Origin of the sequence: Paenibacillus sp. FSL R5-0517 (genome assembly GCF_037974355.1) — a bacterium.
Classification (GTDB): domain Bacteria; phylum Bacillota; class Bacilli; order Paenibacillales; family Paenibacillaceae; genus Paenibacillus.
In genome coordinates this window covers 1,573,420-1,585,894 of the sequence record NZ_CP150235.1, presented here as the reverse complement: position 1 = coordinate 1,585,894, position 12,475 = coordinate 1,573,420, and the positions used below count along the sequence as shown (strand labels likewise).

Sequence of the window (12,475 nt, the reverse complement as noted above, 5' to 3'; positions counted from 1 at the left end):
ATATGAAATTATTTGCCACAGATTTAGATGGAACTTTGTTGAACAGAGATAGCCAGATTAGCCCGGAGAATGCCGCAGCCATCCAAAAGGCCCAGCAATCCGGTATGAAAGTTACCATTGCTACAGGACGCGTCTATTCCGATGTGGTGACCATCAGCCGCGAAGGCGGGATCAAAACCCCAATTATCGGCTCTAACGGAGCTACGATTCATGATGCAGACGGTGAACGTCTATTCCATCTTCCGCTTGAGCGCGACACAGCCGCTTCCGTTATGCAGTGGCTGGAAGATCATGATGTCTATTATGAAGCTTCAACGCAACAAGGCATCTATGCCCCACTTAGCAGTCATGAAACCTTGCTCGCAGAGATGGAACGTGTTCTTGGTTCGAACCCTGGTGAGGACATTGCACGCATGATTCGGGGCATTAAGAAACATTATCAAAAAAAAGACTACCACCGGGTAAACAGCCACCTCGAAATTCCGGCAGAAGCCTATATCTATAATATTATGGCCTTCTCCATGAATCCGGACAAAGTAAAAACAGGACGAGAACACTTCGCTTCCCGAACGGATGTCGCTATGGTTGTATCCTTTGAGCACAACTTCGAAATGCAGCACCCGGACGTATCCAAAGGGAATGCTCTCACCAAACTGGCGGCTCACCTGAACATCTCCATGGAAGATACAGCAGCGATCGGGGATAACTTCAACGATGTCTCCATGTTAAAAATGGCAGGACTCGGCATCGCCATGGGTAATGGCGAACCCGAAATCCAGGCATTAGCCAAAGCCATAACGCTGACCAATGTGGAGAACGGCGTTGCACATGCCATTGAGTGCCTGCTTGAAGGTAGACCGGTCTCCCGTCCGGAAACGATTGTTGGAGAAGGACAGTAATCCCGCAACGGAATTAAATACTGAAGCTGCATGGTCGCCTGTAGATCCATGCAGCTTCTCTTCGTTTCATTTCAACTCAGCAGATCGAACGTGAGGCACGTCCTGTAACAAAATAATCAGTTGCTCGCCCCGATATGAACCCGGCAGTTGCAACGTGAACTCAAGCACAGTCTCTTCTATGGAGTCTGTGCTTGAATGCTGTTCTGTCTTAAATCCGATGACCGAGATCTTCTGTTGCCCCAGCAGTGCCAAAACACGTTTCAGGGCCTCTCCCTCATTCTGCAGATGGATGGTTAACGTCTCTGTTCGAGCGGATACCAGCCAGCGTGTGGGCCTATGCAGTAACATCTGTGCTACGACAATAAGCAGTGTCACGCCTGCACCTGTCCAATACAGACCTGAACCGACAGCAAGTCCCATGCCTGCCGTAGCCCATATGCCAGCCGCTGTGGTCAATCCCCTGACCGTGTGGCGCTGTGTGAAGATCATGCCTGCTCCAATGAACCCCACACCGCTAACGACCTGTGCCGCAATCCTTGATGGATCAAGCGACAGATTGGCCCAGCCCGCCTGATCCTGGAATCCATACTTCGATACAATCATCATCAGGGCCGCGCCGACAGCGACTACAAAATGAGTACGAATTCCCGCCTCTTTCATTCGATTCTTGCGCTCATATCCGATTAACACACCACATATTCCAGCTATGAGTACACGCATCAAATATTCCAATTCCATGCACATCACCTCTTTTACTATGTATATGCTTACATTTGCTATCTTTACTATTACCCAATCTTTCCCTGACTACATAAGTTGAAATTCCACTCAGGTCAATTCTCTGACCGAAAATTGCTCCCTTGTCTCTCTCCCAATCCGAAATAATGTCTGAAATTATAGATCAGCGGATGCCATTCTTCTGGATTAATCTTGTTTGGTCCAGATATCAGTCGTGTGTGCGCATGCACCTTCAACGCTTTCACTTCCACAATCGCCATGAACGGTGTATGTTCGGGAATGCGTATGTGTTGTACAGCCGCTTCAATCTGGAGCGGACATTCGACTATTTTATCTGGAGCCACCTGAACCGAGCATTCGGATGTCAGTCCAGCTACAGTGAATTTATCATGACAATATTCATAGCCCATCTGCCTTTTCTCCTCAGGAACCGGGTTAACTCCCGTATAACGGCCTAATGCCTCAACCTGTCTCCACATGGTCGCATCTGGTAAATTAATCACACACTCCGGATGTCGAATCAGATTTTCATAGGCTTTCCCCTGTGTACCTATACCTAGCACCAGACAGTCCCCCAGCGCCCAGGATGAGGACAGTGGAGACACGTTGGTTGACCCATCCTCGTTTAATGTACTTAGCAGCAATACAGGGGTACCATAATATAAAATACTGGGATTAATCGTTTCATGTCGTACCACTGTGGAATTTTTGTTCAGCTGCCCAGTAGCAGCCTCCGGTTTCATTATCTTGTTCACCTTGTTCATTTTGTACCTCTCCTGTTCCAATCCATTCGTTTATAAGCTTCGTCTGATCCGTATGGGACGATACAACCGAATTGTAATACAGTAATAGTTCAGATATGATCGAAGTATGAATGTATACCCGAATATCACTGTTATTGCGTCGTTAATCGCTGATCCAAGTCGCTCCATTTTTCTGTCATCCTTACTGGATGGCCGGGCGTTGCCCGCAGGAGAGCTTGCTCATATGGCAGGTGTCACGCCCCAGACGGCAAGCAGTCATCTCGCCAAACTCGTAGAGGGAGGATTACTGGAAGTTGAACAGCAAGGCCGTCACCGATACTACCGTCTTGCAAACAAGGAAATTGCTAATCTGATTGAAACCATGGCCAGTATTGCTCCGCCTGTACAGATCCGCTCTCTCAAACAATCCAATCAGCTTCAACAACTGAGTTATGCACGGACCTGTTATGGGCATCTGGCCGGGAAATTGGGAATCTCGCTCTGTGAAGCCTTACTACAGAAGGGTTATCTTGAAGAGCCCGAAGAGGCACACAGCAAGGATTATCAAGTTACAGAGAAAGGAACACAGTGGTTCACTACGTTTGGAATTAAACTTCAGATGAAGCCAGGATCACGCCGTGCCATCGCTCGCAAATGTCTGGATTGGAGCGAACGCCGTCATCATCTCTCAGGCATGCTTGGGGAACAACTCAGACATCGATTATCGGAACTGGACTGGATTCGTCAAAAAACAGGAAGTCGCTCTGTCGAAGTAACGGAAGCAGGCAAGAAAGGTTTATACGAGGTGCTGGATATTTCACTTTAGCGATACAGAAAAATATACGAAGGATACTCCAAGATGAGAACGCAAAAAAACCCCTTCACACTGAACCGTTATCCGGTCAAATGTGAAGGGGATTTTGGGTTGAATCAGAACGGAGAGAGAGGGATACTCTCACTTCGTTCGAGACTGCGGAGTATTGCTAACGAAGCTTATGCTCCGACGAACCTTTAGGGTTCTCATCCCTTTGCAGAGAAGTTTAATTCAGAACGGAGAGAGAGGGATTCGAACCCTCGCACCGCTTACGCAGTCTAACCCCTTAGCAGAGGGTCCCCTTATAGCCACTTGGGTATCTCTCCAAGAAATGGCTCCCCGAACAGGGCTCGAACCTGTGACAACTCGATTAACAGTCGAGTGCTCTACCAACTGAGCTATCAGGGAAAATTAACTTGAATAAGATTAATTTATCATGATTAATAATCCAAGTCAACATGCCTTCCATCACTTTCTCCAATACATTGAATGATACTCACATCAGATATTCTGAAGGCCCAGCTTTCCCGCGCAACGACCACACCGGTAACGCTTCGGATCTATTTTCCGTTTGCGCAAATATTCCGTCCCACAGCTCTTGCACACCAGCTTATAACGATAAGGTAGCGGCTTTCTGCCTTTGCCATCAGGCAGAGATTGACAGTAACGCGAACCGCCCACCTTCTGCAATAAAGCCTTGAATTCTGGGTCACGATGCTGATAGCCGCGTCCACGAATATGCAGATGATAGTGGCACAGCTCATGCTTGATAATTTTTTCAACCTCATCTCGCCCGTAGGCTTCGAGTTGATGCGGATTGATCTCAATCCGGTGACTTTTGAGCATATAACGCCCTCCCGTCGTGGTCAGACGACTGTTAAACAACGCTTCATGGGTGAACGGTACTCCGAAATGATCCAGTGATACCTGTTCAATCCACTGTTGCAACTCCTCATTTTCCATCGGTGTCCTCTCCTTGCACCCCCTCGGAGCATTTGTTTTTCCGGCATAATACTTGAATTTTAACCGTTTCGTAGGCTACACTGTCAAGTAGAATGTATGAGGGGAGATTATTACTCGTTATGCCTACAATGCGCTATGTCATCCTGCAGCAGGAACAACAATTGCAATTCGTGGAAATGCCGGCGGATTACGCCTATCAACTTAGCGCGCTCAATCTGCGCCTTCACAAGGAGATAGATAAACTCACGGCAGCAGATGTCCCTGTCCTGCCTTGGGCAATCGCCGAATGTGACAACCTCGATCTTCTGAACGAAAATCTTACCATCATCGGCGGCCTTGATTATATCAATGCGCTTGAAGAATCTTTTGCAGTACTACGTGAGAGCCATTATCCCTTGATTTCCTTGCTTACTGAAATCCGGGCGCTCCAGGCTCAATTGGAACAATGGTATGAAGAAGAGATGGAAGCTCTCTAATTCATCTGAGGTATCATTTTAAAATGACAAGTTCAAAAAGCGCAACTCCCGGCATTGGGAATTGTGCTTTTTGGCGATTAAGATAATGATTTGGCGGAGCTCCTCACTTAAGCCGCACAGTCCAGGCTATTGCCACATATGCTAACGTACAGATGAATTATGCAAGAGGAGGAGATACCCTTGCCTCAATGGCTTTGCAATCAACTGATGCGTGCATTTCACAAAAAGGATAGCCGCCAAATCAAGTTGCTGAACGAATGCTGGTTCTTTTATCGTAACAAACCAGCAAATGGCACACCACGCAGTGCGGAGAACGAACTTTAAGAAGTTTCCTAAAGTCTGCTTTGGATTACGAAGGATGGCCTTTAGAACACGCACTTTAAGAAAATGCACATATTCCCACCGTACTTATCAGAGGAATTAGAACGGACAACGGGACTATTACTGTCGACAACAAACAGCCTTCCCTGTTCAGGGAAGGCTGTTCTCCAATTCTGTTGCTTATTAAGACTGTTGCGCAGAAGCAGGCTTCTTCATCGTAAGGCCGACACGGCCTTTTTTGGTATCCACATTCATGACCCACACCGTTACATTATCCCCGACAGATACAACATCCATCGGATGTTTAACATATCCGTTGCTGAGCTGTGAGATATGGACAAGCCCATCACTCTTAATCCCAATATCAACAAAGGCACCAAAATCAATAACGTTCCGAACTGTACCTTGCAGCTCCATGCCTTCCACCAGATCCTCAATTTTCAATACATCTGTACGGAAGATTGGCAACGGCATCTCCTCACGCGGGTCACGACCCGGACGCTGCAAGCTGTCCAGAATGTCACGCAATGTAGGCACACCTACGTCCAGTTTCACAGCCAGTTGCTCCGGCTGTTGCTCGGACAGTAACACCGACAGTTCCTTGCTGCCGAGCTTGTCCAGTGCAACCTGAAGCTCCTTGAACAGCTGATCGACAACCTTGTAGGACTCAGGGTGAATTGGCGTACGATCCAATGGATTCTCACCCTCACCAATCCGCATAAAGCCTACGCACTGCTCATAGGTTTTGGCACCCAGACGCGGCACCTTCTGAAGCTGACGGCGGTTCGTAAACCGGCCATTCTCTTCACGGTACTTCACAATGTTCTTGGCAATCGTAGCGTTAACTCCAGCCACATATGACAGCAACGAAGGTGAAGCCGTATTCACGTCCACACCGACATGGTTAACTGCAGATTCGACGACAGCCTTCAGGCTTTCTTCCAGAACCTTCTGGGAAACGTCATGCTGATATTGCCCCACACCAATAGCTTTTGGATCAATCTTAACCAACTCCGCAAGCGGATCTTGTACCCGGCGTGCAATGGAAGCTGCACTGCGCTCCGCAACATCCAGATCCGGGAACTCTTCCTGGGCCAGTTTGGATGCAGAATACACACTCGCCCCTGCTTCGTTAACAATCAGATACACCAGACTTTCATCACCGTTCTCCTGGATGATCTCGGCAACAAACTGCTCCGTTTCACGAGATCCGGTACCATTACCAATGACGATCAGTCCGATATCATATTGCTTGATCATGCGGTGGAATACTTCCGCAGCTTCACGTTTCTTGTTGTGTGGTGGCGTTGGATAGGTCACAGCCACTTCCAGCAGCTTGCCCGTATCATCTACGACAGCCAGTTTGCAGCCCGTACGATAGGCAGGATCGACACCCAGCACACGTTTGCCATGAATCGGTGGTTGAAGCAATAGATTACGCAGATTGGCCGAGAATACCGAGATGGCCTGATTTTCGCCTTTTTCCGTCAGTTCTCCACGAACTTCACGCTCGATGGAAGGCGCAATAAGCCGCTTGTATGCATCTTCAATCACATCACGCAGGATATCCTGCACGGCAGAAGCACCACGAATGATCTGTCCTTCCATATGACGATGGGCCGGTTCTGCCTGTACGTCCAGGCCAACTTTCAGAATATTCTCACGTTCCCCGCGATTAATCGCGAGAATTCGGTGTGGAGGCATCTTTTTGGCCAGTTCGCGGTAATCATAATAATTCTCGTACACGGACTCTTCTTGAGCATCCTTCGCTTCTGAAGTCAGCATTCCGTGATCCAAGGTGTACCGACGAATCCATGCACGAATGGCAGCATCGTCTGCGATGTTCTCAGCAAGAATGTCTTTGGCTCCCTGAAGTGCCGACTCCGCATCTTCTACGCCCAGTTCAGCATTGATATATTTCGCAGCTTCCTGGAGTACATTGCCTTGCTTCGGTTGACCCCAGATCCATACAGCAAGGGGCTCAAGACCTTTTTCCTTAGCCACGCTTGCACGCGTTTTCCGTTTCTGACGGAACGGACGATACAAATCTTCCACTTCCTGCAGCTTCACAGCCTGGGTAATGGAATTCTTCAGTTCTCCGGTCAGCTTGCCCTGTTCCTCTATAATACGGATGACTTCCAATTTGCGATCCTCAAGATTGCGCAGATAGACAATGCGTTCTTCAATCAATCGCAGCTGGTTCTCATCCAGCTCTCCAGTCATTTCTTTACGGTAGCGGGCGATAAATGGAATCGTATTGCCTTCGTCCAGAAGCTCCGAGGTCGTACGGACCTGCTTCAAGGACAGTGACAGTTCCTTGGCTACCTGTTTGATGATTCGTTCATGGCGTTCTGCCTTTATTGTTTCTTCATTGGGTTCCAGAACCGTTTCCTGTTCAGACAAAATAAATCCCTCTTTCCTTCCTGAATCTGAATCGTTCGTTACAATCATTTCAGGGCAGCTTTGCTGCTGTAATTACAGTATAGTTGAACCATTTGTTTTTTCCACTCTATCCTATATTATCACAAAATCACATCCAGATTTCCATCAATCCGCAAGCATACAAGTTCTGACAGAATGATGTCATCCTCCAGCCTTCCCCATTACGGCAAAAAAAGACCGAAAAACGTCATCACGACGCTCCTCGATCCTCCCTTGTTTAAAAACTCTATATACAATAGCAATCTAATAAGTGAAACTACTCATTTACACTATGACGGAGAGGACAGAAAAAACCTGAAAAAGCGAAGCGTTCGCCTTTATCTCCGGATTTTCCCTTTGAGAAAGGGAATCAAAAAATCTGGGGATAACAGTGATTGGAAGGTTATTCTGTCATCGTAGTACCCGTGTAAATAAATTGTAGTTCACTTATCTAGACGCGTTCAAAGCGGAACAGTTCGCTCAGATAGTCTCCTGATGCACTGCCTACCGAAATACCGCCATACATCAAGGCATCGCCGGTAAAGGTCTCTGATCCGCCTTTCAGACGATAATCCGCATTCGGGTCCAATCCTTTCAGCTTCAGGCGCTGAAGTGGCGCATTAGGCTCAGAGAGCACACGGAAGTAGAATACAACCGCTTCGCTTCCGTCTGGTGCAATAAACATCCACGCTGTCTCATTGCCTTCAAACGGACTGAGCAAGCGACGGAATGTTCCATATTGGACCGTTCCACGGATCTCCTTGTACAGCTCAACCTGGGCTTTCACGATGTCGTTCTCTTCCTCCGTGAATTTCGTCAGGTCCAGCTCATACCCGAAGTTGCCCGACATCGCCACATGTCCCCGAATCTCTAGAGAAGTGATCCGGTTCACCTGATGATTCGGTACCGCTGAGATATGTGATCCCATGGAGCTCACTGGGTATACAAGACTGGTACCATACTGAATCCGCAGACGGGATATCGCATCCGTGTTATCACTTGTCCACGTCTGTGGCATGTAATAGAGCATACCTGGATCGAAACGGCCACCACCACCTGAACAGCTCTCGAACAGAATGTTCGGGAACGCCGAAGTGATTCGTTCCATAACGTCATACAATCCGAGCATGTAACGGTGCGCAGTCTCACGCTGTCTGTCTGCCGGAAGCAATGCGGAACCCACTTCCGTCATATTGCGGTTCATATCCCATTTCACATAAGTGATTGGTGCAGAACCAAGTACGTCTGTTAACATGCGCACGATCTCATCACGTACATCCTGACGAGAGAAGTCGAGCACCAATTGTTGACGTCCTTCTGTCCGGCGACGGTCAGGAACATGAAGACACCAGTCCGGATGCGCACGATATAACTCACTGTCTGGTGAGATCATCTCAGGCTCAAACCACAGTCCGAACTGCATGTCCAGACCTGTTACGCGGTTTGCCAGATCATCCAGCCCCTGTGGCAATTTGTTTTTATCGACAATCCAGTCACCCAGCGAGGAGTTATCACTGTCCCGGTGTCCAAACCAACCATCATCCAGAACAAACAGCTCAATACCCAGCTTCTGCCCAGCGCGAGCAATCTGTTCAATCTTGTCCGCATTGAAACCAAAGTAAGTCGCTTCCCAGTTATTAACCAGTACCGGGCGCTCCGCATTACGGAATTTGCCACGTGCCAGACGCTCCCGATACAATTCGTGGTAGGACTGTGACATGCCGTCCAAACCTGCAGCCGAATACACCATAACGGTCTCCGGTGTTTGGAAAGCTTCCTGTGGCTCCAGCTTCCAGCTGAACTCGAACGGGTTGATCCCGAGTGACACACGGGTGGTGTGGAACTGATCCACTTCAGCCTGTGCGGTGAAGCTGCCACTATAGACGAGACTGAATCCGTAGACTTCACCTTGATCTTCATCCGTACCTGGTGTCATCAGCGCAATAAATGGATTTTGCTGGTGACTGCTTGAACCGCGACGACTCTCAATGCCTTGCAGGCCTGACGCAAGCGGTCTGCGCACGATATCACGTTCCCGTGTCCAAGCCCCTGACAATTGCAACAATTCATAATCCGCATGCGGGAAATCGACAGAAGAACTGAGCGCACGCACCACATTCACAGCGGTAGCGCTCTCATTCACGATACGCATGGAGCGTGTAATTGCATTAAATGCCGTAAAGGCTGTATAAGAAAGCTCGATCTTGATACCAGCGACGCGGTCTTCCAGCTCAATAACCAACGTCTCTGCTTCGTCATCGGATTCAACGTATGTTGCTGGCAGTCCGGTAAGCGCTGCCTTTCCTTTGACCAATTGATGACCTGTATACGTAAACTCCGAAACCGTTGAGCCATTCTCAAGTTCCAATTGGATTGCAGGGTTACGGAAATCACTCGTGCCATACACTGGCAATTCCACTGGCAACGTATCGAAGGAGATCGTACGATCCTCTGGCACCGGGTTAGGGCTAAAGGACGCTCGTTCTGTCCGTACATGCAACCAGCTCAGATCGGTGTCGCGTAATTTTTTGCCATAATACAAATGCACCAAATATCCTGAAGGCAGTACCTGAAATACGTAACTGGCCTCACGGGTCTGTAAATGAAATTGAAGTTTCTCCTGATTGATGTAAATGCTCATATGTCTCCTCCACCTCTATATATAGGTCTTTCGGGTAAACGGTTTCTCAGGTTTCATTATAGCGAAAAGATCGCCAATGTTCTACGCTTTCATGAAGCTTTAATCAAAAGAGCGTACAACAGCCCGAAGGATGTCATACGCTCTTTTGGTTACAGTCTGAATTCAGTGTGTTCCCTTCCAGGAACATCCATTGCCAACGGACAGCAGGGCAGCGTACAAAACGCTGGTTACTGCCTAAAAATCGATTAATCCCAGGCTGATCTGCAAGGCTTCGTTGACCAATTTCATGGTCTCCTCGTCCAGATGGGTAATCTTGTCAGTCAGCCTCTGCTTATCGATCGTCCGTATTTGTTCGAGCAAAATAACCGAGTCCCGGTCAAAGCCATGAGCCGCCGCATCAATTTCAACATGCGTTGGCAGCTTTGCCTTCTGGATCTGGGCGGTGATAGCCGCCACAATACAAGTTGGACTAAACCGGTTGCCGATATCATTCTGGATCACCAGAACCGGCCTGACTCCACCTTGCTCGGAACCGACAACGGGAGAAAGATCCGCAAAAAAAACGTCACCACGTTTTACGATCAATGTCTACACCCCGCTAACTAAGCGGTCCAGAGTGCTGTCCGCATCTTCCTCCGCATGAAAGGCTTCGGATGCCATGGTCAGATTAATTTTTGCCATCTCCATGTACCCTCGCTGCATCGTTTCACGGATGTAACGTTTCTTACGCTCCGTTAAATACAGCTTCATAGCCTGCCTAATCAATTCGCTGCGGTTGGAATTCTCCAGCGCTACGATGCCATCCACTTCCTGCAAAAGATAATCAGGTAAACTGATCATGATCCGCTTGGTGTTCTGCAAGTTGGCCACCTTTCTTCCACCCCCACAAACCTTTCGCCATTGTGAACCAGTATTACGTTTTTCCAGAACTTTTATACAAAGGAATATATATGCCCCGAGTATATCAAGTATGCTGTACTCCATTATAAACACGGGGAACAATATTCGTACAGACCAAACATCTCAATTCAGGAATTAAATCCTCACTGTCATACAACATTCGAGATGCTCCGACAGTTTTCCTTCTGTTCTGAAAAAAAGTTTATTGGTAATGACGTCCAGTTTACCTGTCAGGATGTCAAAAGTGGATTAATTTTGGCGACTACTGCTCCCCCACGGGTATATACCCGTGGAATGCGGTGCGCCATCATGCAGATCACTTCATAAGCAATCGTACCGAGCTGGGATGCCACCTCGTCTGCGGTTATAACGCCACCAGACTGATGACCGATGAGGACAACCTCTTCGCCGACTTGAATTTCTTCCGCTTCTTCTGCGAAAGATTGTAACGACACCATACACTGATCCATGCAGATTGTACCGACGACAGGGACGCGGCTGCCGCGTACAAGCACTTGTGCTTTACCTGTCAGCATTCTTGAGTATCCGTCTGCATATCCGATTGGCAGGGTCGCTATTCGTTCGTACCCTTGCGTAAAATAACGGGTTCCGTAACTGATCCCCCAATGGGGTGGCAGTGTTTTGACCAGAACCGCTTTCGTCTTCAGCGTCAATACCGGTGACAGCTTCACCACCTGATGATTCACCTCAGCCGAAGGGTACAGTCCGTACAGGCTTATTCCCACACGTACCATATCATAAGACAATTCAGGTGTATCAATGGCAGCGGCGCTGTTCGCCGTATGTATAATCGGGATGGAACATCCCTGATCCCTGAGCGCATGAACCACGCCTTGGAACCGTCGATACTGCTCCAGTGTATAGGTTTTGTCTTCTTCATCCGCTCTGGCAAAATGGGTAAACATGCCTTCCAGCATCACCTGATTTAGCGAAGCTACTTCCTGGATGAAAGCCAATGCCTCATCGCCAGGTAACAGACCTAATCGGCCCATGCCGCTGTCAATTTTAATATGAACCTTCAGTTTGTTCGCGAATGTGCTCGCATCCAGATGTCGAATGGCGTCAAGCACTTCCCTGCTGAACAGCGTGATGGTCACATCATGTTCCCATGCAACAGCGATCCCTTCAGGCGGCGTATAACCCAACACCAGAATTGGAATCGTAATCCCATGTTGTCGCAGTTCCAGAGCTTCGTCAAGAAAAGCAACACTTAAGTAATCCACACCCACTCGTTCCAGTTCTCTGGCCATCTCCACCGCTCCGTGCCCATAAGCATTGGCCTTCACACAGGCGAGGAATTTCATGCCCTGAGGCAATGCCTTGCGGAAAGCTTCTACGTTAGTACACAAATGATCCAAATTGATGTCCGCTTGGGTCGGCCGATATTGTCCTTGCACGTTAAGTCACCTTCTCTAATCATCTTAATCCGGCTCACGTCAGACTCCATCGTAATGCTCCTGCATGTGACTGTCAAATGAACCTAAGTTTCACATTCAAAAACAGGTGCAAGGCGCGCCGTTTGAGGAACCAATGTGAAT

12 protein-coding genes and 2 tRNA genes are annotated in these 12,475 nt (G+C 48.3%); 4 read left to right on the top strand and 10 right to left on the bottom strand.

From position 1 onward, the window contains the following. Positions 1 to 2 precede the first annotated feature (2 nt). Positions 3 to 899: a Cof-type HAD-IIB family hydrolase gene (locus MKX40_RS06875; protein WP_339240373.1), complete on the top strand. Its 897-nt coding sequence runs from the start codon at positions 3 to 5 to the stop codon at positions 897 to 899. Between the two features lie 66 nt (positions 900 to 965). Here the strand turns inward: MKX40_RS06875 and MKX40_RS06870 are convergent, their stop codons facing one another. Then, positions 966 to 1,637 carry an MgtC/SapB family protein gene (locus tag MKX40_RS06870; RefSeq protein ID WP_339240372.1) on the bottom strand — a complete coding sequence of 224 codons (672 nt, stop codon included), beginning with the start codon at positions 1,635 to 1,637 and terminating at the stop codon, positions 966 to 968. 95 nt (positions 1,638 to 1,732) lie between these two features. Beyond that, positions 1,733 to 2,380, bottom strand: coding sequence for a flavin reductase family protein (locus MKX40_RS06865; RefSeq protein ID WP_339242956.1), 648 nt, complete (start codon positions 2,378 to 2,380; stop codon positions 1,733 to 1,735). Between the two features lie 127 nt (positions 2,381 to 2,507). On the opposite strand from MKX40_RS06865, the gene MKX40_RS06860 reads away from it, so the two are divergent. Next, on the top strand, positions 2,508 to 3,206 hold the full coding sequence (locus tag MKX40_RS06860; protein ID WP_339240371.1) for a winged helix-turn-helix domain-containing protein: 699 nt from the start codon (positions 2,508 to 2,510) through the stop codon (positions 3,204 to 3,206). 225 nt (positions 3,207 to 3,431) lie between these two features. Here the strand turns inward: MKX40_RS06860 and MKX40_RS06855 are convergent. The 3 genes from MKX40_RS06855 to MKX40_RS06845 all read right to left on the bottom strand — a co-directional run bounded on the left by MKX40_RS06855 (position 3,432) and on the right by MKX40_RS06845 (position 4,157). Next, positions 3,432 to 3,520 (bottom strand) — tRNA-Ser (locus tag MKX40_RS06855). Positions 3,521 to 3,526: 6 nt separating this feature from the next. Continuing rightward, a tRNA-Asn gene (locus MKX40_RS06850) sits at positions 3,527 to 3,602 on the bottom strand. Positions 3,603 to 3,695: 93 nt separating this feature from the next. Continuing rightward, positions 3,696 to 4,157: a SprT family protein gene (locus tag MKX40_RS06845; RefSeq protein ID WP_036669054.1), complete on the bottom strand. Its 462-nt coding sequence runs from the start codon at positions 4,155 to 4,157 to the stop codon at positions 3,696 to 3,698. A 119-nt stretch (positions 4,158 to 4,276) separates the two neighbouring features. Here MKX40_RS06845 and MKX40_RS06840 point away from each other — a divergent pair, with 119 nt between their 5' ends. Beyond that, on the top strand, positions 4,277 to 4,633 hold the full coding sequence (locus tag MKX40_RS06840) for a hydrolase/acyltransferase (RefSeq protein ID WP_339240370.1): 357 nt from the start codon (positions 4,277 to 4,279) through the stop codon (positions 4,631 to 4,633). Positions 4,634 to 4,813: 180 nt separating this feature from the next. Continuing rightward, entirely contained in the window at positions 4,814 to 4,957 is a 144-nt protein-coding gene (cmpA, locus tag MKX40_RS06835) for a cortex morphogenetic protein CmpA (protein WP_017690033.1), read from the top strand. Between the two features lie 180 nt (positions 4,958 to 5,137). Here cmpA and MKX40_RS06830 read toward each other — a convergent pair whose 3' ends face one another. The 5 genes from MKX40_RS06830 to alr all read right to left on the bottom strand — a co-directional run bounded on the left by MKX40_RS06830 (position 5,138) and on the right by alr (position 12,334). Then, on the bottom strand, positions 5,138 to 7,357 hold the full coding sequence (locus MKX40_RS06830) for a Tex family protein (protein WP_339240369.1): 2,220 nt from the start codon (positions 7,355 to 7,357) through the stop codon (positions 5,138 to 5,140). A gap of 469 nt (positions 7,358 to 7,826) precedes the next feature. Beyond that, positions 7,827 to 10,016 carry an alpha-galactosidase gene (locus MKX40_RS06825; protein ID WP_339240368.1) on the bottom strand — a complete coding sequence of 730 codons (2,190 nt, stop codon included), beginning with the start codon at positions 10,014 to 10,016 and terminating at the stop codon, positions 7,827 to 7,829. A 234-nt stretch (positions 10,017 to 10,250) separates the two neighbouring features. Then, the gene (locus tag MKX40_RS06820) at positions 10,251 to 10,601 is read right to left on the bottom strand and encodes a type II toxin-antitoxin system PemK/MazF family toxin (protein WP_024630714.1); all 351 of its coding nucleotides are present in this window, start codon (positions 10,599 to 10,601) and stop codon (positions 10,251 to 10,253) included. A gap of 3 nt (positions 10,602 to 10,604) precedes the next feature. Further along, the gene (locus tag MKX40_RS06815) at positions 10,605 to 10,886 is read right to left on the bottom strand and encodes a ribbon-helix-helix protein, CopG family (protein ID WP_017690037.1); all 282 of its coding nucleotides are present in this window, start codon (positions 10,884 to 10,886) and stop codon (positions 10,605 to 10,607) included. A 260-nt stretch (positions 10,887 to 11,146) separates the two neighbouring features. After that, entirely contained in the window at positions 11,147 to 12,334 is a 1,188-nt protein-coding gene (alr, locus tag MKX40_RS06810; protein WP_339240367.1) for an alanine racemase, read from the bottom strand. Between the last annotated feature and the right edge of the window lie 141 nt (positions 12,335 to 12,475).

Excerpts from the sequence above, each read along its gene's own strand:
- MKX40_RS06845 (WP_036669054.1), bottom strand. The coding sequence starts at position 4,157 with ATGGAAAATGAGGAGTTGCAACAGTGGATTGAACAGGTATCACTGGAT.
- MKX40_RS06860 (WP_339240371.1), top strand. The coding sequence starts at position 2,508 with ATGAATGTATACCCGAATATCACTGTTATTGCGTCGTTAATCGCTGAT.
- MKX40_RS06865 (WP_339242956.1), bottom strand. The coding sequence starts at position 2,380 with ATGAAACCGGAGGCTGCTACTGGGCAGCTGAACAAAAATTCCACAGTG.
- MKX40_RS06875 (WP_339240373.1), top strand. The coding sequence starts at position 3 with ATGAAATTATTTGCCACAGATTTAGATGGAACTTTGTTGAACAGAGAT.
- MKX40_RS06825 (WP_339240368.1), bottom strand. The coding sequence starts at position 10,016 with ATGAGCATTTACATCAATCAGGAGAAACTTCAATTTCATTTACAGACC.
- MKX40_RS06840 (WP_339240370.1), top strand. The coding sequence starts at position 4,277 with ATGCCTACAATGCGCTATGTCATCCTGCAGCAGGAACAACAATTGCAA.
- MKX40_RS06870 (WP_339240372.1), bottom strand. The coding sequence starts at position 1,637 with ATGGAATTGGAATATTTGATGCGTGTACTCATAGCTGGAATATGTGGT.